This is a genomic window from Methylobacterium sp. WL64, from assembly GCF_008039945.1.
Lineage (GTDB): Bacteria > Pseudomonadota > Alphaproteobacteria > Rhizobiales > Beijerinckiaceae > Methylobacterium.
Genome location: NZ_VRVA01000062.1, coordinates 13,515 through 33,283 on the forward strand (window position 1 = coordinate 13,515; position 19,769 = coordinate 33,283).

General features: G+C 68.1%; 18 protein-coding genes and 1 tRNA gene. 8 read left to right on the forward strand and 11 right to left on the reverse strand.

Translation table 11 applies throughout. The annotated features are described in order from the left end of the window. Positions 1-56: 56 nt before the first annotated feature. Positions 57-1,307 carry a hypothetical protein gene (locus tag FV242_RS21525; RefSeq protein ID WP_147940335.1) on the reverse strand — a complete coding sequence of 417 codons (1,251 nt, stop codon included), beginning with the start codon at positions 1,305-1,307 and terminating at the stop codon, positions 57-59. A gap of 65 nt (positions 1,308-1,372) precedes the next feature. Continuing rightward, a complete protein-coding gene (locus tag FV242_RS21530; RefSeq protein WP_147940336.1) occupies positions 1,373-1,615 on the reverse strand; it encodes a helix-turn-helix domain-containing protein in 243 nt (80 codons plus the stop codon). Between the two features lie 155 nt (positions 1,616-1,770). Here FV242_RS21530 and FV242_RS21535 point away from each other — a divergent pair, with 155 nt between their 5' ends. The 3 genes from FV242_RS21535 to FV242_RS21545 are packed head-to-tail and all read left to right on the forward strand — an operon-like array spanning position 1,771 to position 3,523. Continuing rightward, the gene (locus tag FV242_RS21535) at positions 1,771-2,028 is read left to right on the forward strand and encodes a hypothetical protein (RefSeq protein ID WP_147940337.1); all 258 of its coding nucleotides are present in this window, start codon (positions 1,771-1,773) and stop codon (positions 2,026-2,028) included. Positions 2,029-2,039: 11 nt separating this feature from the next. Beyond that, positions 2,040-3,269, forward strand: a complete 1,230-nt coding sequence (locus FV242_RS21540; RefSeq protein WP_147940338.1) for a hypothetical protein — start codon at positions 2,040-2,042, stop codon at positions 3,267-3,269. 2 nt (positions 3,270-3,271) lie between these two features. Continuing rightward, a complete protein-coding gene (locus tag FV242_RS21545) occupies positions 3,272-3,523 on the forward strand; it encodes a hypothetical protein (RefSeq protein WP_147940339.1) in 252 nt (83 codons plus the stop codon). Between the two features lie 120 nt (positions 3,524-3,643). Here the strand turns inward: FV242_RS21545 and FV242_RS21550 are convergent. The 3 genes from FV242_RS21550 to tsaE form a co-directional block, all read right to left on the reverse strand. Continuing rightward, a tRNA-Arg gene (locus FV242_RS21550) sits at positions 3,644-3,720 on the reverse strand. 153 nt (positions 3,721-3,873) lie between these two features. Then, complete coding sequence (locus tag FV242_RS21555) at positions 3,874-4,614, reverse strand: nucleotidyltransferase family protein (protein ID WP_147940340.1); 741 nt, start codon at positions 4,612-4,614, stop codon at positions 3,874-3,876. Positions 4,615-4,712: 98 nt separating this feature from the next. After that, a complete protein-coding gene (gene tsaE / locus FV242_RS21560; RefSeq protein WP_147910166.1) occupies positions 4,713-6,290 on the reverse strand; it encodes a tRNA (adenosine(37)-N6)-threonylcarbamoyltransferase complex ATPase subunit type 1 TsaE in 1,578 nt (525 codons plus the stop codon). A 374-nt stretch (positions 6,291-6,664) separates the two neighbouring features. Here tsaE and cynS point away from each other — a divergent pair, with 374 nt between their 5' ends. Next, entirely contained in the window at positions 6,665-7,153 is a 489-nt protein-coding gene (gene cynS / locus FV242_RS21565; protein ID WP_147856983.1) for a cyanase, read from the forward strand. A 181-nt stretch (positions 7,154-7,334) separates the two neighbouring features. On the opposite strand, the gene FV242_RS21570 is transcribed toward cynS, so the two are convergent. Further along, on the reverse strand, positions 7,335-8,108 hold the full coding sequence (locus tag FV242_RS21570; RefSeq protein WP_147910167.1) for a Crp/Fnr family transcriptional regulator: 774 nt from the start codon (positions 8,106-8,108) through the stop codon (positions 7,335-7,337). A gap of 143 nt (positions 8,109-8,251) precedes the next feature. On the opposite strand from FV242_RS21570, the gene FV242_RS21575 reads away from it, so the two are divergent. The 3 genes from FV242_RS21575 (at position 8,252) to FV242_RS34715 (ending at position 11,590) form a co-directional block, all read left to right on the forward strand. Then, positions 8,252-8,620, forward strand: coding sequence for a hypothetical protein (locus FV242_RS21575; RefSeq protein WP_147910168.1), 369 nt, complete (start codon positions 8,252-8,254; stop codon positions 8,618-8,620). 147 nt (positions 8,621-8,767) lie between these two features. Then, a complete protein-coding gene (locus FV242_RS21580) occupies positions 8,768-11,305 on the forward strand; it encodes a CheR family methyltransferase (RefSeq protein ID WP_147940341.1) in 2,538 nt (845 codons plus the stop codon). A 138-nt stretch (positions 11,306-11,443) separates the two neighbouring features. After that, positions 11,444-11,590, forward strand: a complete 147-nt coding sequence (locus FV242_RS34715; protein ID WP_187278503.1) for a hypothetical protein — start codon at positions 11,444-11,446, stop codon at positions 11,588-11,590. Positions 11,591-11,688: 98 nt separating this feature from the next. On the opposite strand, the gene FV242_RS21585 is transcribed toward FV242_RS34715, so the two are convergent. From FV242_RS21585 to FV242_RS21600, 4 genes are all read right to left on the reverse strand, one after another. Next, positions 11,689-14,958, reverse strand: a complete 3,270-nt coding sequence (locus FV242_RS21585; protein WP_147940342.1) for an efflux RND transporter permease subunit — start codon at positions 14,956-14,958, stop codon at positions 11,689-11,691. A gap of 221 nt (positions 14,959-15,179) precedes the next feature. Next, positions 15,180-15,614: a tellurite resistance TerB family protein gene (locus FV242_RS21590; protein ID WP_147940343.1), complete on the reverse strand. Its 435-nt coding sequence runs from the start codon at positions 15,612-15,614 to the stop codon at positions 15,180-15,182. Between the two features lie 216 nt (positions 15,615-15,830). Further along, positions 15,831-16,052, reverse strand: coding sequence for a YbdD/YjiX family protein (locus tag FV242_RS21595; RefSeq protein ID WP_147940344.1), 222 nt, complete (start codon positions 16,050-16,052; stop codon positions 15,831-15,833). A gap of 8 nt (positions 16,053-16,060) precedes the next feature. Then, positions 16,061-18,133 (reverse strand): carbon starvation CstA family protein, encoded by a 2,073-nt coding sequence (locus FV242_RS21600; protein WP_147910173.1) that lies wholly within the window; start codon positions 18,131-18,133, stop codon positions 16,061-16,063. Positions 18,134-18,419: 286 nt separating this feature from the next. Between FV242_RS21600 and FV242_RS21605 the strand changes: the two genes are divergently transcribed. Beyond that, positions 18,420-19,286 (forward strand): NAD(P)-dependent oxidoreductase, encoded by an 867-nt coding sequence (locus FV242_RS21605; RefSeq protein ID WP_147910174.1) that lies wholly within the window; start codon positions 18,420-18,422, stop codon positions 19,284-19,286. A 94-nt stretch (positions 19,287-19,380) separates the two neighbouring features. Here FV242_RS21605 and FV242_RS21610 read toward each other — a convergent pair whose 3' ends face one another. Beyond that, complete coding sequence (locus FV242_RS21610) at positions 19,381-19,722, reverse strand: PRC-barrel domain-containing protein (RefSeq protein ID WP_147940345.1); 342 nt, start codon at positions 19,720-19,722, stop codon at positions 19,381-19,383. Positions 19,723-19,769 lie beyond the last annotated feature (47 nt).

Genomic DNA, 19,769 nt, shown 5'->3' on the forward strand with positions numbered 1-19,769 from the left:
ATCTTGCGCTGGTCGCTTGGCAGTCGGCGCGGTCATTCTAGCGACTAGCTGACACGCTACGAGGATGCGTCCTTGCCCTGCGAATACAGTTTTGACAGATAATTTGCGACGCTTATCAAAAACTTCAGCGGATGGAATTTAGACAAAATTGGAAAAAAGGTTTCGATCATATCGACTGAAAACCTGATCAAAATTGCTGAAGCCCCGAAAGCGATTACATGCGCCTGACCTGCGCTAAGACTTTGATAATAATCTATTGCGACGCTAGATAGCAGAGAAAATACGTTGCTTAGGCTGCAAACTAACGGAATTGCGATAGTATCGGCAGAAACAAGGCCGCTAATAGCAGGCTCAATCATGTCGCGTAGGCGCTGAACTACGGATGCATCGACCGGAGCGCCAGGTTTTTCTAGTTCTCGTATGAGGATCTGAGTTTGGATGAGCAGGTCCGACCCATCCTTCGTATCCAATTTGGTTTTTTCCAGTTCGAGTAGATAAGTCCGCCACTCCTCGAACTGATTTAATAGGACGTTGACATTTCCAAGAACATGCTCAAGCTCATCGAGTATTACGCTGCTCAGTTCGGAGGCGACGCTTTTCGTCATTCTGTCGACGAGCTGATATTGCAGGCCGAGAGCCTCTATCGATGTCATCTCCAGTGGAGAAGATAGATATACTAGCAGGGTTGAGCACGCTCTGACGAATCGCTTGTCCACATTCGACGAAGAAGGCAGCTCACTAACGATTTCATCTAAAGTTTCCTTCAGACTTTCCCGTATTCTGTTCGCAGAAGGATAGTCAATTGATCCACTTCGGGTGTGTTTTAAGGTCAGTTGAATGATATCATCAACTATCTCAACCTGCACTGGTGCAGACCTGGCGGGCGGTAATTCAGGTGGGCCCGTATTTTTTGCAGAATTTATCGATGAAAGTATCTCATCTATTGCTAATTCGGCATCATCCATATTTTGAAGAATCGTAGTCGTATAATTGGTCGCGACGGTCTTACCTCGCGGCCGTTCTAACTTAGAATGGAAATAAATCCTCGTTCTATCTATTTCATGGCGCAATAGCATCGAAGAGTCCAGATTTATATCATTGTCAAATTCGATGATCCGGTTGCTGAGCATTTGCAGTTGTTGATTTACTAAAATTTCATCACTTTTCGCTTCTTCTGCTGCGTCTGTACTAGCATCAATCGGAAGAACGATCTGCACACGAGAATTCCGCAATTCTTCGGCGATCAATCTAAGCGGCTTTAGCCCGACTGACGCATTGAAATTTGCAGTGTCTTTTGCCTCGGGCATGTTTAGGTCTCAAATCGACAATTCATGTAACTTTAATGCCAGTGGGTTGGGCCACTCAATATCAGTTACGTCGCTTTCTTTAGTCTTACCCCCGGCCCATCGCCATTCTCTTCGATGAAGATGACGCCGGCGGCTTCGAGAGCAGACTGCAGCTTCGCCCCCGTATCAGCGCGGCCGCCGATCGGACCGTCCTCCGCCTCAAGTCGCTTCACGGTCGGGATCGACACACCTGATTCCCGGGCGAGGTCCTCCTGCGACCACGCCAGGAGAGCACGGGCGGCCTTAGCCTGACGGGTGGATATGACCATTTGATACTTTCGGTATTGACGCCGCCCAGCGTCCTCGTTTAATACGGATAGTATCAGAACTGGCCAGCGACAGCAACGCGGCCGAGGCCTGACGCCTGCGCGAAAGCGCGGTCCCACGCACATCCCGAAGCCTTCAGCCCCGGAGCACACCGGTTATGGCAATGCCCCCGCTCGCCCGAAAGCCGGCCAGCCGCCGGCTTACCTCTGTCCTCTACACCAGCCCTCGTCCCGCCCTTGAGGCTGACGAGGCCGCCCCCGGCACCGTCGAGGCCTGGGAGCTAGTCGCACCCGTCCGCCCCGATACGGCCCACGTCCGGGCCCCGCGCTTCCTCGACCTGGCCGGTGAGCTCGCCACCGCCACCCTCATCATCGCCGGGGGCGTTTTCGCCTACGGCTTCATGCCTGTCGCGTGATGGGGGCCGCCATGACGAAGCAGAACACAGCCAAGGCCGCCCTGCCCGGCGACGACCTCCGCCAGCGCGCCGCCCGCGCCCGGGATGCTGCGGGCCGGTTCATCCGACGCCAAGCCCCTGCCGAATTGCAGCCAGAGGCGCCCCACCGGTCAGACCTCGCCCAGGCTTGCGATCGAGCCGTGGCCAACTGGATCACCATCCAGCCCACCAGCCCCGCCGAGAACGGGGACGACGAGGGGCTCGACGTCGCGCTCGACGCCTATGATCTGGTTTTCAGACGCGCCATCGACGAGCCCTCTGACGGGATCGCGGAGGTTCAAGCCAAGGCTCGCCTGCTGCTGTGCGACCTGATCGAGCACACCGCTGGGCATGATCCAAGCGACGAACGGACGCTAACCGACGACGAGAGGCTTACCCGAGTAGTTCTGCGCGAGGTGATCGCGCTGCCTGGCGGCGTGCCGACAACCTTTAGCGCCCCGCACCCGGACGCCGCGCTGTTCGCCCTCGGCGACCAGTTCATGGCCGCCTGGGTGGCCGAGGATGCGGTGGAGGTGGCCGAAAGAGAAGTCGACGTCGAAGAGGAGGCGACCGACTGGAAGGCGTACAACGACTGCAAGCGCATCGCCGAGCAGATCGTTCGAACCCCAGCCGTGACGCCCGCGGGCTACGGGATCAAGGCGCTGTTGCTGGCCCGATACGACAGCGAAGACTCGGGGCCGAGCAGACCGATTGCACCTCAGGGCTCGTTCGCGAGCGACTGGAACGTGCTTCGCCAAACCCAGCAGGGTGCGGCCCGACTGGCTGCCGCACCCGATATGGGAATTCCCATATCGCCCCCCGCGGACCCCGTTACGGGAATTCCCGTTTCGGGCAACTTGATCGAGGATCGTCTTCCCGCCCCGGGGCACGACCTATCCCAACTCTCGATCGTCGAGCTCGCCCGCCTGTATCCCGTGGTCGTGCGCGTCGAGGAGGTCATGGGCAGCGCCGAGAACGCCCCGTGCTTCTGGGAGGCCCCGAACACCTACCGGACTCCCGCGGGCAAGATCATCAACCGGGAGGCGGATCGGCTGGGGCAATTCACTTCGGCGATCGCCGAGGAGATGAGGCGCCGGCCGCCCGCCGATGACGACGAGGCCGAGGAGCGGGCGAACACGCTGCTCTGGCACACGGTGGTCACCGGCGGCGTCGCCGAGCACCCGGAACTCATCGCCGAGATCAACGCGACCTGGGGAGCCTGACCGTGGGCAACATCATCCCGTTCCGGCGCCGCGTCCGGCCGGCTCTCCCCGACACCCGAACCCGCATCGAGGGCGCGCTCGCCCTGGCTCTTGATGCCGTGGATCACCTTGTGGCCGCACTCGACGACATGGACGAAGATCCGGACCTTGAGGACGGCGGCGACACGGAGCCGTCCCTGGGTGCGCCGGAGAACCACCACGCCTCGCAGGTCGTATGGTTGCGGGGCAGCGATCGCGATCTGGAAGAGGCCTGATGTGGCCAACATCATCGCTCGCGCAACCGGTGCGGGCGATAGTCGAAACCGAGCGATCTCGCTGTTACCCGAGGGGTTACCCCGGGCGGTTCGGCAGACTGTGAAAAGCTAGCTAAGTGTTGGCGCGCCCGAAAGGATTCGAACCTCTGACCCCCAGATTCGTAGTCTGGTGCTCTATCCAGCTGAGCTACGGGCGCCTGTCACGGCGGCGGGGGCTTGGCCCGCCGGCATGAAGGGGCTTCTAGAGGCTCGGATCGGGCTTGGCAAGACCGTTTGGCAAGACCGTTTGGCGACTCCGTTTGGCGACACCGTTCAACGCGACCGATCTGCCGAATGCGGAACGGCCGGCGCTACGGGGCGCTGGCGCTCGCCCGGACGCGCTCCTCGGCGGCGCGGATCGCGTCCGGGGTGCCGACATGGAGCCACTGGCCGTCGAGGCGCATGCCGGACAGGCGTCCGGCCGCGATCGCGCGGTCGAACAGCAGGTTGAGCGAGAAGGCGCCCTCGGGGGTGTCGGCGAAGAGACCGGGCTGCAGGATCGCCACGCCCGCGTAGATGAACGGGGCGACCGCGCGCGCGCCGCGGCGCTCCAGGCGGTCGTCCGCGTCCATGACGAAATCCCCGGCGCCGTCGTAGCCCAGGCTGGTGGCGGTGGGGGCGACCAGCAGCAGGGCATCCATGCGCTGCGGGTCCCAGGCGTCGATCAGGCGGCGGAGGTTGGGCGCCGGACCCTCGAGCCAGAACGAATCCGAGTTCAGCACCACGAACGGCGCGGCGCCCAGCAGCGGCAGCGCCTTGCGGATCCCGCCGCCGGTCTCCAGCAGCGCGGCGCGCTCGTCCGAGACCTGGATGGCGGGCCCTTGGGTGCGCCGGGCGAGGTGCCCCTCGATCAGGTCGGGCAGGTAGTGGACGTTGACGATCGCGGTCTCGATCCCGGCCTCGGCGGCGCGGTCGAGGGCGTGGTCGAGGAGCGCCTTGCCGGCCACCGCCACCAGGGGTTTCGGGACCGTGGCGGTGACCGGCCGCATGCGCTTGCCCAGGCCCGCGGCCAGCACGAACGCACGGGTGACGGCGGGGGCGGGCTCGCTCATGCGGGGATCCGGATCAGGCGTTGCAAGTCATGGTTTCAAAAGGCATGGCTTCAAAAGGTCTTGGACCTTTTGCGGGTGCGGGGCGGAGCCCTGCGGGCTCAGGCCTCCTCCTCGGATGGGACCAGGCCTGGCAGGTGCGCCGCGTGCCAGGCCCGCAGCTCGGCGAGCGCCGGGTGGGCGAGGTTTCGGGTGAGATAGCCCTCGATCCGCGGCAGGTGGGCGAGGTAGCCGGGCTTGCCGTCGCGCCGGTCGAGCCGGGCGAAGATCCCGAGGATCTTGGTGGCGCGCTGGGCGGCCAGCAGCGCGTACGCCGTGGCGAAGGCCCCGACATCGAAGGCCGGGTCGCGGCCCCGGCGCTCGCGGGCGTAGAGACCCAGAAGCCGCAGCTCGAACTCGGCGCTGGTGTCGACCCGGGCATCCTGCAGCAGCGAGGCGACGTCGTAGGCCGGATGGCCCATCACGGCGTCCTGGAAGTCTATCAGCCCGACCCGCTCCAGCCCATCGCGCTCGGGCAGCCAGATCAGGTTCGGCGAGTGGTAGTCGCGCAGGGTCCAGGTGGCGCGGTCGGGTCGCGCGTTCTGCAGGGCCGCGCGCCACAGGGCCACGAACTCGGCCCGGGCGTCCTCCGAGAGCGCGGCGTTCCGGATCGCCGGGACGTACCATTCGGGCATCAGCTCCGCCTCGAACAGCAGGGCCGCCTCGTCGTAGGACGGCAGGACGTGCTCGATGCCGTCCGCCACCGGCAGCACCGCCGGCAGCGGCGTGGCGTGGAGCTTGGCGAGCAGGCGCACCGCCTCGGCGTAGCGCTCGGGCCGCGGCGCCCCGGCCTCGACCACCGGCTCGCTGCCGAGATCCTCGAGGATCAGCAGGCCCTCGGCCAGGTCCTCGCCGTAGATCTTGGGGGCCGAGAAGCCCAGGGCCCGCAAGCCCCGGTCGAGGGCCACGAAGGCGTGGACGCTCTCGGCCAGGTGCACGATCGCGCTGTAGGGTTTTCCGTCGCGCACCGCGGGGCCGTCGGGACGGGGCGGGGCGATCATCAGCACGGCGCTGGTGCCGTCGGGCTTGGTCAGGCGCTCGTAGGCGCGGGACGAGGCGTCGCCCTGCATCAGGGTGCGCTCGGCCAGGTCCCAGCCGCTGCGGTCGAGGAGCCGGCGCACCGCCCGGGCCCGGTCGAGCCGGGCGCGCATGCCGCCGCTGCCGTCGATCCGGGCCAGGCGGGCCTCGGGCCCGAACTCGGCCCGGAGCGACAGGTCGACGGTGAGCACCGGCCCGTCGCGGGGGGGCATCCGGTCGGGCCACTCGACCAGCGTGATGGCGTCCTCGGCCATCTCGTCGAAGCCGAGCTCCACCAGCTCGTCGGGGTCACGCAGGCGGTAGAGGTCGGCGTGGACGATCGCCCGGCCGTCGCGGGCGGCGTAGGGCTGGATCAGCGTGAAGGTCGGGCTCGGCACCTCCAGGCGCGGGTCGCCGGCGAGCTCGCGGATCACCGCCCGGGCCAGGGTGGTCTTGCCGCCGCCCAGGCCGCCCGAGAGCGCCACGACGTCGCCAGGGCACAACAGCTCGGACAGGAACAGGCCGAGATCCTCCGTGGCCGTCTCCTCCGGCAGCACGAATTCCCAGGGGGCCGGCGGCGCCGATGCGCCCGCCGTCTGTCCGTCCCGATCGTCCCCGTCCAAAGCCCGCCTCCGAGACCCAAGGGCGCATGGTCCGAAAACAGGCCGCGGATGCAAGCGTTTCCGGCTCCCGTGGCGCGCTTCCGGCCTGGCCGGTGCATCGAAACCACGCTTGCCCGACGCGTCGCGTCCCGGCGATCCGGCGCGCCGCGCTGTGCGGTATCCGCGAAGAATTGGCTGGCGCATGTCTTGCTATTGCGCGGGTTCCGCAGCGTTCAGGCCCAGCCGAAGCCGCGGACCGCGTCCCGCGTCCGACCCCGACCGAATCCCCCCTCATCGGTTCCGGGTTGGGTACGCACCCCGCTTGGGGTGGGGTGAGGCCGCACTTCACCGGCGGCCTCACCCGGACCAGCCAAACGCATGAACACGGAGCCGACATGAAGCGCGCCGACCTGACCGAGAAGCTCCTCGACATCAAACGCGAGAAGGGCTGGAGCTGGGCCCATATCCACGAGGCGATCGGCGGCCTCTCGCCGTTCCTGATCACGGCGGCCTGCATGGGCCAGATGAAGCTGCCCAAGGCCCAGGCCAAGCGGGCGGCCGAGCTGTTCGGGCTGACGGTCGCCGAGGAGCGGATGCTCAACGAAGCGCCCTACCGGGGCTCGATCCCGGCGATGCCGCCCACCGACCCGCTGATCTACCGCTTCTACGAGCTGGTGATGGTCTACGGCACGACCTTCAAGGAGCTGATCCAGGAGGAGTTCGGCGACGGCATCATGTCGGCGATCGACTTCAACATGGAGATGGCCCGGGAGGCCAACAACAAGGGCGACCGGGTGAAGCTGACGATGTCGGGCAAGTTCCTGCCGTACAAGTATTACGGCAACGACGACGACACGCCGGAATACGGGTTCAAGGAGGGCTGAGCGGCGCCCCTCCCGAAGATCGCCACATCCCGGAGCCCCTCCCGATCACGGTGCGATCGGGAGGGGCTCTCGGTCCGTGATCCAGCGCGCTCGCCGCCGAACCGGTCTCCACGTCGGCGACGAGCGCTCTCAGGCAACGGAGCGCGCGCACCGGCCGCCAAGCACGGAGACCGCCCGCCGGTCAGGCCCCGTACCGTGCGACGGCGGCCGGGTGCTCTCCCACGGCGTCGAAGCGGGCGCCGACATGGTCGAGGTGCAGGTAGTTCGGGTTGAACAGCGCGGCCTTCTCCAGGGTCGGCAGGTCCGGGATGGTCAGGCGGCGGCTCTTCAGCTCGACCAGCCTCTGCCGGCGCAGCATCTGCAGCACGCGGTTGACGTGCACCGGCGTCATGCCGATCAGGTCGGCGAGGTCGGTCTGCGTCAGGGGCATGTCGCAGGTGGTGCCCTGGGTCAGCCCGATGCCGCGCAGGCGGTAGAACACCTCGCAGAACACGTGGGCCAGCCGCTCGCCGGCGCTGCGGCGGCCGAGGTTCAGCATCCACTCGCGCTGTACCGCGGCGCTCACCAGCCCTTCCCACCACAGCGCCCGCGTCACGCGCGGATGCTCGGCCATCAACGTCTCGAAGGTCGCGGGCTGGATCTCGACCAGGGTCACGGCACTGAGCGCGCCGATGGAATGATCCATCTCGGACAGCACGAAGACGGTGTGGTCGCACAGGTCGCCGGGCAGGAACAGCGCCACCACCTGGCGGCGCCCGTCCGGCAACTGCTTGTAGCGGTAGGCCCAGCCGGCCAGGACGAGGCGCACGACCTTCGGGTCGTCACCCTCGGACACGATGTCGGTGCCCGGCCGGTAGCAGCGTAACGGTTCGGCGACCAGGTTCTGTAGCCCCGCCCGGTCGATGTCCGACAGGTGCGTGAACTGCTCGAGCTTTGCGATGAGAGGGTTGAGCATCGGCAGCCTCCGCATCACAGGTCAACCCGCGCCAATGGACGCAGTTCAAATCGCTCTTAACGCATGTGAGACCGGATTGTATCGTCCGGCGTTATGAACGCGATGGTCCACCCGAACGGCGCGGCCGCATTCGTGAGGCGCCCGTGCCCCTGTTCTACTTTCATTTGCGTACGCCCACCGGCCTCGACCCGGACGAAGACGGGCTGACGATGCCGAATATCGAGACCGCCTATCTCGAAGCCTGCGCGTCGATTCCCGACATGGCGATCGACCTCATCCGCGAGGGCTTGAGCCCGATGCCGTATGCGTTCGTGATCACGAACGAGGCCGGCGAGATCCTGATGGAGATCCCCTTCGCCGAGCGGCTGCGCGACCCGCAGCGGCAGATCAGGCCGAAGCAGACCACCCGGGCGCGCCGGCTGTCGCAGGAAATCGCGGACGCGATCGGCGCGGCGCGGGCGACCACGCAGCGGTCACGCGAGATCCTGGCCCGCGCGCGCGGGACATCGTGAGGCGGGACATCATGGGCGCGGCTTGACCCGGTGACGGACGCGGGCCACGACATTTCTCCGTGAGACCCCGTTCCCGCCGCCCCGGACCATGCCGACGCCGTCCGCAGCGCCGACGGGCTCCACTCCCCGGTCCCGTGGATCCTGCCGATGGCTGACGACGCAGCGCCCTTCCCCATCGTCGGCATCGGCGCCTCCGCGGGGGGCATCGAGGCCCTCGACACGCTGTTCGCCGGCCTCGGTCTCGACGGCGGCCTTTCCTACGTCGTCGTCACCCATATCAGTGCGGACCGCGAGAGCCTGCTGCACGAGGTGCTGGCCCGCCTGACGCCGATGCCGGTGATGGTGGCGGCACATGGGATGCGGGTCGAGCCCGGGCATATCTACGTGCTGCCCGCCCGCGCCATCCTCGGGCTCCAGGATGGATGCCTGACGATCCGCGAGCAGGATCCGGTCCGGCGCGAGCGCAACCCGATCGACCTGTTCTTCAGCGACCTCGCCAAGGCGTGCGGCGAGTACGCGATCGGCATCATCCTGTCGGGCGGGGGCACCGACGGCACGCTCGGTATCAAGGCGATCAAGGAGCGTGGCGGCCTGACCTTCGCCCAGGTCGCCGACGGCACCGCCCCGCGCCACCCCGACATGCCGGCCAGCGCCATCGCCACCGGCCTGATCGACTTCGCGCTCCCGGCCGACGAGATCGCGGCCAAGCTCCTCGAGTATGCCCGCAGCTTCGGCGTGATCGAGGATCTGCAGGGGGCGGCCGCCAAGGCGGCGACCGCGGAGATCTACGGGCTGCTGCGCGAGCAGATCGGCCACGACTTCTCCGGCTACAAGCCCCGGACCTTCATCCGGAGGGTGCAGCGGCGCATGCAGATCGCCCGCCTCGCGCGGGTCGAGGACTATGTCGAGCGCCTGCGCCAGGACGGCGACGAGGTCACGGCCCTGTTCCGCGACCTGCTGATCAACGTCACCAACTTCTTCCGCGATTCCAGCGCGTTCGAGGTGCTCAAGGCCCAGGTGCTGCCGCGCCTGTTCGAGGGCCGCGGAGCTGGCGACACCATCCGGGCCTGGGTGCCCGGCTGCGCCACCGGCGAGGAGGTCTATTCCCTCGCCATGCTGATGCGCGAGCTCATGGATGGGATGCGCTCCGTGCCCCGGGTGCAGATCTTCGCCACCGACATCGACGACCTGGCCCTGGGCGTGGCCCGAGCCGGCCGCTACCCGGAGGCGCTGCTCGACACCGTCTCCCCCGAGCGGCGCAAGCGCTTCTTCACGAGCGACGGCGGCTCCTACGTGATCACCAAGGAGGTGCGCGAACTGTGCGTGTTCTCGCCCCACAGCGTGATCCGCGACCCGCCATTCTCCCGGATCGACCTCGTCTCGTGCCGCAACCTGCTGATCTATTTCGGCCAGGCCGTGCAGGCGCAGGTCATCCCGATCTTCCACTACGCCCTGCGCCCGCGCGGCTACCTGTTCCTGGGCACGGCGGAGAACATCAGCCAGTTCACCGACCTGTTCACGACGGTCGAACGGAAGCACCGCATCTTCCAGGCCCGGGAGACCGACGGGTACGCCGCGCGGCTGCCGCTGACCGTCACCGGCACGCAGCCGGCCCCGTTCGGCCGCACCGCCGCGTTCAACCGCGGCCTCCGGTCGGCCTCGCCGATGCACCAGGCCGGGCCGCCCCTGCGCCAGCTGGTCGAGAGCCACGTCATCGAGCGCTTCGCGTCGCCGCACGTGGTGGTCGACCGGGACGGCGACATCGTCCACTACTCGCCGCGGACCGGCAAGTACCTGGAGGCCCCGGTCGGGCTGCCGAGCCGTCAGCTTCTGACGCTGGCGCGGCGGGGGCTGCGCCTGGATCTGCGCTCGGCCCTGCGCGAGGCGATCGAGACGCGCCGGCCGGCCCGGCGCGACAACCTCGCGATCGAGGGCGAGGAGGGGCGCGTGCAGCTGGCCTCCGTCACGGTGGAGCCGCTGATGCAGGGCGACGGCGCCGAGCCGCTGCTGCTCGTGCTGTTCCACGACCAGGGCCCATCCCTCAGCCGGGCGGCGGACGAGGCGCGCGACACGCAGCTGCGACCGGATACGGACGTGCTGCAACTGGAGCGCGAGCTGCGCGACACCCGCGAGCGGCTGCAGACCATGATCGAGGAATACGAGACCGCGCTGGAGGAGCTGAAATCGTCCAACGAGGAGCTGATCTCGGTGAACGAGGAGCTGCAATCGACCAACGAGGAGCTCGAAGCGTCCAAGGAGGAGCTGCAGTCGCTCAACGAGGAGCTGCAGACGGTCAACAGCGAGCTGAGCGGCAAGATCGACGACCTCGACCGGGCGAACGGCGACCTGCGCAACCTGTTCAACGCCAGCGGCCTGGCCACCGTGTTCCTCGACCGCAACCTCGTCATCCGGACGTTCACGCCGGCGGTGGCGCAGTTCGTCCCGATCCAGGAGGGCGACCGCGGCCGGCCGCTCACCGACTTCGCCCTGCGACCGGCCTATCCGGACCTCGCCGAGGACCTGCGGAGCGTGCTGTCCGCCGGGCAGGACATCGAGCGCCGGATCGAGCCCTCCGGCGAGACACCGAGCCAGCACCACCTCGTGCGGATCGTGCCCTACCGGGTCCAGACGGGCGCGATCGCGGGCGTGGTGGTCACCTTCGTGGCCGTCCCGCCGGCCGGGTGAGGGGCGGCGCCCGGATCCGGTGCGCGCCGGACCGGGTGACCCGGGACGAAAGTCGCATGCGTCCGTCCCCCATTCGGGGGAAACGGAACGGGCCGTTCTTACGTAGGTGTTCGGGCGCGATTCCTCCCGAGCCCGGACATGGCCGACGAAGACCTCAAGAAGCTCGACGAGACGATCGCCGCGCTGAACGCCCTCATCGCAAGGACCGGTTCGCCACAGCTGCGCGCCCTCATGGAGCAGCTGCGGCGCAGGCTCGCCAAGGAGTTTCCCGGCCGACGCGGGTGAGGCACGCTGCGGGAAGGCCTGGAATCGCGGGTATAAATCGCGGGCTCGGGATCGCAGGGCCGAGACGCGCCCGAGGCGGCGGCGGATAACAAGATCCCTCAGGCCGCCTGCGCGCCCTCCGCCCCCAGATAATCCTGAACCGGCTGCGCGGGCCCGCTGCGCAGCAGCACGTAGAGGAACGGCACCAGCAGCAGGGTCGCCGGGGTGGCGAAGGCGATGCCGCCCATCACGGCGCGGGCGAGCGCGGCGTTCTGCTCGCCGCCCTCGCCGGTGCCAAGCGCCATCGGGATGAGGCCGAAGAACATCGCCGAGGCGGTCATCAGCACGGGCCTGAGCCGGGTCTCGCCGGCCGTGATCGCCGCCTCGAGGGCGCTGCAGCCGGTGGCTTCCCGGTGCTCCTTGGCGAAGGTGACGAGCAGGATCGAGTTCGCCGAGGCGATGCCCACCGACATGATCGCCCCGAAGATCGACGGGATCGAGAAGGTCGTGCCGGTGATGAACAGCGCGAAGGTGATGCCGCAGAACGCCATCGGCAGGGCTGCGATCACCACGAACGGGTCGCCCCAGCTCTGGTAGTTCACCGCCATCAGCAGGTAGACGGCGATCAGCGCGATCCCGAGCCCGATCTCCAGGCGGAAGAACGCGCTGCGCATGTTCTCGATCTGGCCGCGCACCGCGATCTTGTCGGGCGCCTGAAGGTTCTTCTGCTCGTCCTGGACGATCGCGTCGATCTCGCGGGCGACCGAGCCGAGGTCGCGGTCCTGGACCGAGGCGAAGACGTCGAAGGTCGGCTGGATGTTGACGTGGTTGATCACCGTCTGGGTCGGCACCCGGCGCAGCTCGGCGAGGCTCGACAGCAGGGTCAGCACGCCGGGGCCGGTGCCCGCGGTCGCGGCCGCGCGCACGAACATCGGCGTGTTGCGCAGGTCGGCCAGCGACGCGTTGCGGTATTCCGGCGTCTGCACCCAGAGCTGGTAGGGGATGCCGGTCTTGGGATCGGGCCAGAAGTTCGGCGTCACCTGGTAGCTGCCCGACAGCGAGATGTTCATGTTCTGCGCCACCTGCTGCTCGGTGAGCCCGAGTTCGGAGGCGAGGCGCCGGTCGACGTCCACGTAGAATTGCGGCTCGTTGACGATCTGCTGCAGGTGGACGTCGACCAGGCCCTTGGTGTGCTTGAGCCGCTGGACGATGCGCTGGGCGACCTCCAGGTCCTTCTCCTTGTTCCGGCCGGAGACCTGCACGTCGATCGGCGTGATGACGCCGAAGTTCAGGATCTGGGTGATCATGTCGGCGGGCTGGAAATAGGCGATCAGGTCGGGGAAACGCTGCATCAGCACCGCGCGCAGGCGCTTCATGTAGCCGGCGACCGAGCCGTGGCCCTCCTTCAGGCTGATCAGCATCTGGCCATCGTTGTAGGAGACGAACGAGCCGTCCGAGAAAGCGAAGTTGTAGTTGGTCGAGGGCAGGCCGATGTTGTCGAGGATCTGCTCGATCTCGCCCGGCGGGATCACCTCCCGGACCGTGTCCTCAACCTCCGCGAAGACCTGCTGGGTGGTCTCGATGCGCATACCCGTGCGGGTGCGCAGGTGCAGGGTCATCTGGCTCGCCTCGATCTGCGGGAAGTAATCCTGCCCGACGAAGACGAACAGCACGCCGGTCGTCCCGAACACGAGCCCAACCACGGCCAACGTGGCGATCCGGCGGGCCAGCACCGCGTGCAGCAGCCCGATATAGCCCCGGTGGAACCGGCTGAAGCCGCGCTCGAACGCCCCGTGGGCGCGCCCGGCGAGGCGGAACACGGGTCCCGAGACGAGGCCGAACGCCCGGGCGATCCGGCCCCGGCGGGGCGGATCGGCCGCGTTCCGGTCTTTGGCGTGCTTCTGGGCGTATTCCGGCGCCACGATCACGTCGATCAGCAGCGGCACCAGGGTGCGCGACAGCAGGTAGGAGGTCAGCATCGCGAACACGACCGCGAGTGCCTGCGGGGTGAACAGGTATTTCGGCGTGTCGGCAAGCGCGAACACCGCCGTGAACGCTGCGCAGATCGACAGCGTCGAGATCAGCGCCGGCTTGGCGATGCCGGCGGCGCCGTGGACCACGCTCTCGCGGAACTCCTCGCCCTCCTCGAACAGCCGGTAGGTGTTCTCGATCGCCACCGTGGCGTCGTCCACCAGGATGCCGACCGCGAGCGCGAGGCCGCCCAGGGTCATCACGTTGATGGTCTCGCCGAGTGCGGCCAGCACGGCCAGCGAGGTCATCACGCAGAGCGGGATCGAGATCAGCACGATCAGGGTCGAGCGCCAGGAGCCCAGGAACAGCAGGATCGCCAGCCCCGTGAGCGCCGCCGCGATGGCGGCCTCGTGCAGCACGCCCTCGATGGCGTTCGAGACGAACACCGACTGGTCGAACAGCGGCTTGATCGTCAGCCCCTCGGGAGCGGCGGCCCGGATCGTCGGCATCGCCGCCTTGACGTTGTTGACGACGTTCAGCGTCGAGGCGGTGCCGTTCTTGATCACCTGCATCAGCACGGCCTGGCCGCCATCGGCCCGGACCACGTTGATCTGCGGCGGCCCGCCGTCGCGGACATAGGCGACGTCGCGCATCAGCACCGGCTGGCCGGCCACCACCTTGATCGGCGCGAGGTTGAGGGTCTCGATCGAGGGCGGCGTGGCGTTGAGCTGGATCGGGTATTGCTGCTCGCCGATCTTGGCGAGGCCGGACGGCACCGTCAGGTTCTGGGCCGTCATGGCGTTGGTGACGTCGAGCGGCGTCAGGCCGAGCGCCTGGAGGGCGTTGAGGTCGAGATCGACCATGATCTGCCGGGGCGCCCCGCCGAACGGCGCCGGCAGGGTCGAGCCCGGCACCTGCGCCAGGGTCTGCCGGATCCGGTACTGGGCGTAGTCGTAGACCTGGTTGAGGCTGTCCTTGGCGGAGGTCAGCGCCAGCTGGATCACCGGCACCGAGGAGGCCGAGTAGCGCACGATGATCGGCGGCTGGGTGCCGGCCGGCATCGCGGCCCGGATCGAGTTGGTGGAGGACACGACCTGGGCGATGGCCAGGTCGATGCTGACCGCGGGATCGAAGTAGATCCGCTGCACCGCCGTGCCCTGCAGCGTGGTCGACTCCATCCGGCGGATGTTGTTGACGTTGTTGGAGATGCCGTACTCGGCATAGGTCGTGATGCGCTGTTCCATCTCCGGCGTGGACAGGCCGGTATAGGTCCAGACCACGACGACGACCGGGATGTCGACGACCGGCAGCACGTCCTTGGGCGTGACGATCAGCGCGCCGACGCCGCCGAGCATCATCAGCACGGCGAGCACGTAGGTCGTGATCCGGAACTTGAGCGCGTAGAGGACGAGTCCCATGCGGTCTCCGCCGGCCGGCGCAGGGCCGGCCTGTTCACGTCGCGTGTTGGCGTACCAAATACCCGTTCGGTTTCGCTAACATGTCCGGGCAGGCAAGAGGCAGGCCGCGACGCCGCAGGGCGGGTCGCTCCGGACGGCGATGACTCTTCGGCATCGACGGATGGGCGGCCGAACCGGCACGGCCTTCCCCCCTTCGCGGGAGGGAAGGTTTGGCGTCCGCCTCAGCGCAGCAGCGCCGACTTGTCCACGTGGAGCGCCGCGCCGATCTCGTCGAGCGCCTTGTGCTCGACTTCGCTGATGCCGCCGAAATCGGCCACGTCGGCGCCGATCAGGAAGACGTCCTGGCGCTGGTCGATCGGCCGTTCCGCAATGGCGCCCATCAGGCTCAGGTTCTCCTGGCGGCCGGCCCGGGTCTTGGCTCGGGCGATGGCCTCGTAGAGCTCCTGCTCGACCCGCAGCGTGTCGTAGGACTTCTCGAGGATCGGGTTGGCGCGGATGCCGGCGATCGCCGACTCGATCTCCTCCTCGGCGACGTCGCCGTCGGCCACGATGACGTTGGCCGCGGCCGACACCGCCGCCTGGAGGAAGACGGCATCGCCCGCATACGACATGATCGTGCGGCCGAACCGAAGGATGGCGTCCTGGAAAATGCTCATGCCGAGCTCCCGTGCGGTCGGAGATGGCGGATATTGTGGCGGCCGAGTCAAGATCCGGCCGCGCTTGCACCGGGGACCGATCTCGCGCGCACGGATTATGGTTTCACGGGCGGGCGCGGCGCAGGCGCCGAATCCGGTCTCCGAGGGCAGGCGCGCACCCGCCGTCGTACGGTGCGGGACGACGAGCCCCGCACCGTACGACGGCATCGCCCCCGCTCAGCAGCAGCGGAACCCCGAGGTGTTGCCCACGCCGAACCGGGCGTTCTCGCGGTTGCGGAAGAACTCCAGCTCGGTCATCGGGGCCTGGTCGGGATGGGTGCGGCGGATATGCGCGGCGTAGGCCGTGTAATCCCCCTGCCCCACCATCAGCCGGGCGCCGTCGCAGACGCATTTGGACAGCACCTGGAGGCGGCGGCGCAGGCTCTGCTGTGGTTCCATGACGGTCCCTACTCCGCCGGCGCCAGGTGCGGCTCGGTCTCGAGGGCGGTCCAGCGGTCGGCCCGCCAGGCCTTCAGGCAGGCGGCGATGCCGAAGCCCGCGATGGCGACCACGAGGCCGATGAACAGGGCCGCCAGCACGGCGTCGATCCGGTCGTTGAGGATGATCTGCGCCATCTGGTCGGCGTTCTTGGCCGGCGCCAGGAGCTTGCCCTCGGCGGCCGCCGTCGCGTAGCGCTCGGCATGGGCCAGGAACCCGATCTTCGGGTCGGCGGAGAACAGCTTCTGCCAGCCGGCCGTGAGGGTGCACAGGCACAGCCACGCGGTCGGGATGATGGTCACGAACGCGTAGCGCTCGCGCTTCATCTTGAAGATCACCACCGTGCAGAGCGTCAGCGCCACCGCGGCCAGCATCTGGTTGGAGATGCCGAACAGCGGCCACAGGGTGTTGATGCCGCCGAGCGGGTCGGTCACGCCCTGGTACAGGAAGTAGCCCCAGGCGCCGACCGCGATGGCGGTGGCCGCGATGCTCGGCCCCCAGGACGTGGTGTTCCGGAACGACGGCACCGCCAGCCCGACGAGGTCCTGCACCATGAACCGGCAGGCCCGGGTGCCCGCGTCCACGGCCGTGAGGATGAACAGGGCCTCGAACAGGATCGCGAAATGGTACCAGAAGGCCATCATCGCCTTGCCGCCGATGGCCGAGGAGATGATGTGGGCCATGCCGACCGCGAGCGTCGGGGCGCCGCCGGCGCGCGAGATGATCGTGTGCTCGCCGACATCCGCGGCAGTCTGGGTGATCACCTCGGGGGTGGTCGCGAAGCCGAGCTTGGTCACGGCCGCGGCGGCGGTCTCGGGCGTGGTGCCGACGAGCGCCGCGGGCGAGTTCATGGTGAAGTAGACGCCCGGGTCGATCACGCAGGCCGAGACCAGCGCCATGATCGCCACGAACGATTCCATGAGCATGCCGCCGTAGCCGATGAAGCGGGCATCCGCCTCGCTGGCGATGAGCTTGGGCGTGGTGCCCGACGAGATCAGGGCGTGGAAGCCGGAGACCGCGCCGCACGCGATGGTGATGAACAGGAACGGGAACAGGCTGCCCGCCCAGACCGGGCCGGTCCCGTCCACGAACTTCGTCACCGCCGGCATCTGGACGTGCGGGGCGACGACCGCGATGCCGAGCGCCAGCCCGACGATGGTGCCGATCTTGAGGAAGGTCGAGAGGTAGTCCCGCGGCGCCAGCAGCAGCCAGACCGGCAGGATCGAGGCCACGAAGCCGTAGCCGATCAGCATCCAGCACAGTTGCGGGCCCGTGAAGGTGAAGGCCGGGCCCCAGACCGGGCTGGCGGCCACCGAGCCGCCGCCCAGGATCGCCAGCATCAGCAGGACGAAGCCGAGGATCGAGACCTCGCCGATCCGGCCCGGGCGGATGTAGCGCGCGTAGACGCCCATCAGCATGGCGATCGGGATCGTCGACATCACCGTGAAGGTGCCCCACGGGCTCTCGGCCAGGGCCTTGACCACGATCAGCGCCAGCACGGCCAGCAGGATCACCATGATCAGGAAGGTGCCGAACAGCGCGATGATGCCCGGCACCGTGCCGAGCTCGGCCCGGATCAGCTCGCCGAGCGACCGGCCGTCCCGGCGCATCGACACGAACAGGACCATGAAGTCCTGCACTGCGCCCGCCAGCACCACGCCGGCCAGGATCCACAGCATGCCGGGCAGGTAGCCCATCTGGGCGGCGAGCACCGGGCCGACCAGCGGGCCCGCCCCCGCGATCGCCGCGAAATGGTGGCCGAACAGGACGCTGCGGTTGGTGGGGACGTAGTCGAGCCCGTCATTGTGCCGGACCGCGGGCGTGAGGCGCTTCGGATCGAGGCGCATCACCTTCTCGGAGATGAATTTCGAGTAGTAGCGGTAGGCGATCAGGTAGACGCAGACCGCCGCGACCACGATCCAGAGGGCGTTGATCGTCTCGCCGCGCTGGGTGGCCACGATCGCCAGCGCCGCGGCGCCGAGCGCTCCCACGAGGGCCCAGGGCCCGTGGTCGCGAACCTGCCTGCCGATCGCCGTACCCATCCGTCCCGCTCCCTGACCGACCGCCTCGCGCTCGGGGCCGCGGGGGCCGCCGGCTGGGACTCGCGGGTCCCGGGCTACAGTGGCGGTTTATCCTATTCGTCCGCCGTTGACGCAAGCGATCCGAGCTGTGATGCAGCTTTGGCGGCGGCACGACGCCCAATCTGTCACATCGGGACTTCGGCACGGCGACAGCGCCTTCACGGGCCGGCTGCCGAACCCCGTCCCCGCCTGCCGTGAGCGAAGGAAGGGCGCCGGCGCGATCCGGCCCCGCGAGGAGCGGACAACAATGGCGAAGGTCGCATTCCTGGGTCTCGGCGTGATGGGCGGCCCGATGGCCGGACACCTCGCCAAGAAGGGCCACGACGTCACCGTCTACAACCGGACCACCCCCAAGGCCGAGGCCTGGGTGAAGGCCCATGGCGGCGCCTTCGCGGCGACGCCCCGGGAGGCCGTCGCGGGCGCCGAGATCGTGTTCGCCTGCGTGGGCAACGACGACGACCTGCGCAGCGTCGTGCTGGGCGACGACGGCGCGCTCGCCGGCATGGCGTCCGGTGCGGTGTTCGTCGACCACACCACCGCGTCGGCCGAGGTCGCCCGGGAACTCGCCGAGGTCGCCCAGGCCAAGGGGCTCGGCTTCATCGACGCGCCGGTCTCCGGCGGCCAGGCCGGCGCCGAGAACGGCGTGCTCACCGTGATGTGCGGCGGCGAGCCGGCGACCTACGCCAAGGTCGAGGCGGCGATCGGGTCCTTCGCCCGCGCCTGCCGGCTGATGGGCCCGGTGGGTTCCGGCCAGCTCACCAAGATGGTCAACCAGATCTGCATCGCCGGCCTGGTCCAGGGGCTGTCCGAGGGCGTCCACTTCGCCAAGCGCGCCGGCCTCGACGTGGAGGCCGTGCTCGACGTGATCTCCAAGGGCGCCGCCGGCTCCTGGCAGATGGAGAACCGCGGCAAGACCATGAACCAGGGCCAGTTCGAGTTCGGCTTCGCGGTCGACTGGATGCGCAAGGACCTGGGCATCCTGCTGGACGAGGCCCGCCGCAACGGCGCCAAGCTCCCGGTCTCGGCCCTGGTCGACCAGTTCTACGCCGAGGTGCAGTCCATGGGCGGCAACCGCTGGGACACGTCGAGCCTGGTGGCGCGCCTGGAGCGCTGAGGCTCGGCCCGCCGCGACACGATCCGGCGGCCCCGCACGGCGCAGGATCGTGTCGCGGATCCCCGGCCTGGGCGGGGCCCGGGGTCGGCGCGCGTCAGATCCCCCAGTAGGGCGCGGCGTCGTAATACCGGTGGATCTGCTCCTCCCAGGCGCCGTCCTCGGCCGGGTCGGTGCCCTCCGGGGTACGGGCGGGGGCGGCGCGCAGCTGCTCCTCGGTGATGTCGAGCATGTAGGCGTCCTGCTCGGGCGCGAAGCGCAGCACCGTCCAGGGCAGCGTGTAGAAATCCTCGCCGAGGCCCAGGAAGCCGCCGAAGCTCATCACCGCGTAGGCGACCCGGCCGGAGACCTTGTCGAGCATCAGCCGCTCGATCCGGCCGACCTTGCTGCCGTCCGGCCGGCCCACGTCGGTGCCGATGACCCGATCGCTGGCGATCAGGCTGCGGGGATGCCGCCGCGCGGGGTGGGGCTGCCGCTCCGCGGGGT

Bases quoted from the DNA above. Each gene is read 5' to 3' on its own strand.
- FV242_RS21605 (WP_147910174.1), top strand. From the start codon at position 18,420: ATGGCGAAGGTCGCATTCCTGGGTCTCGGCGTGATGGGCGGCCCGATG.
- FV242_RS34715 (WP_187278503.1), top strand. From the start codon at position 11,444: ATGGCCGACGAAGACCTCAAGAAGCTCGACGAGACGATCGCCGCGCTG.
- FV242_RS21570 (WP_147910167.1), bottom strand. From the start codon at position 8,108: ATGCTCAACCCTCTCATCGCAAAGCTCGAGCAGTTCACGCACCTGTCG.
- FV242_RS21595 (WP_147940344.1), bottom strand. From the start codon at position 16,052: ATGGAACCACAGCAGAGCCTGCGCCGCCGCCTCCAGGTGCTGTCCAAA.
- FV242_RS21525 (WP_147940335.1), bottom strand. From the start codon at position 1,307: ATGCCCGAGGCAAAAGACACTGCAAATTTCAATGCGTCAGTCGGGCTA.
- FV242_RS21535 (WP_147940337.1), top strand. From the start codon at position 1,771: ATGGCAATGCCCCCGCTCGCCCGAAAGCCGGCCAGCCGCCGGCTTACC.
- FV242_RS21600 (WP_147910173.1), bottom strand. From the start codon at position 18,133: ATGGGTACGGCGATCGGCAGGCAGGTTCGCGACCACGGGCCCTGGGCC.
- FV242_RS21540 (WP_147940338.1), top strand. From the start codon at position 2,040: ATGACGAAGCAGAACACAGCCAAGGCCGCCCTGCCCGGCGACGACCTC.
- FV242_RS21555 (WP_147940340.1), bottom strand. From the start codon at position 4,614: ATGAGCGAGCCCGCCCCCGCCGTCACCCGTGCGTTCGTGCTGGCCGCG.
- FV242_RS21585 (WP_147940342.1), bottom strand. From the start codon at position 14,958: ATGGGACTCGTCCTCTACGCGCTCAAGTTCCGGATCACGACCTACGTG.
- FV242_RS21530 (WP_147940336.1), bottom strand. From the start codon at position 1,615: ATGGTCATATCCACCCGTCAGGCTAAGGCCGCCCGTGCTCTCCTGGCG.
- FV242_RS21580 (WP_147940341.1), top strand. From the start codon at position 8,768: ATGGCTGACGACGCAGCGCCCTTCCCCATCGTCGGCATCGGCGCCTCC.
- FV242_RS21590 (WP_147940343.1), bottom strand. From the start codon at position 15,614: ATGAGCATTTTCCAGGACGCCATCCTTCGGTTCGGCCGCACGATCATG.
- cynS (WP_147856983.1), top strand. From the start codon at position 6,665: ATGAAGCGCGCCGACCTGACCGAGAAGCTCCTCGACATCAAACGCGAG.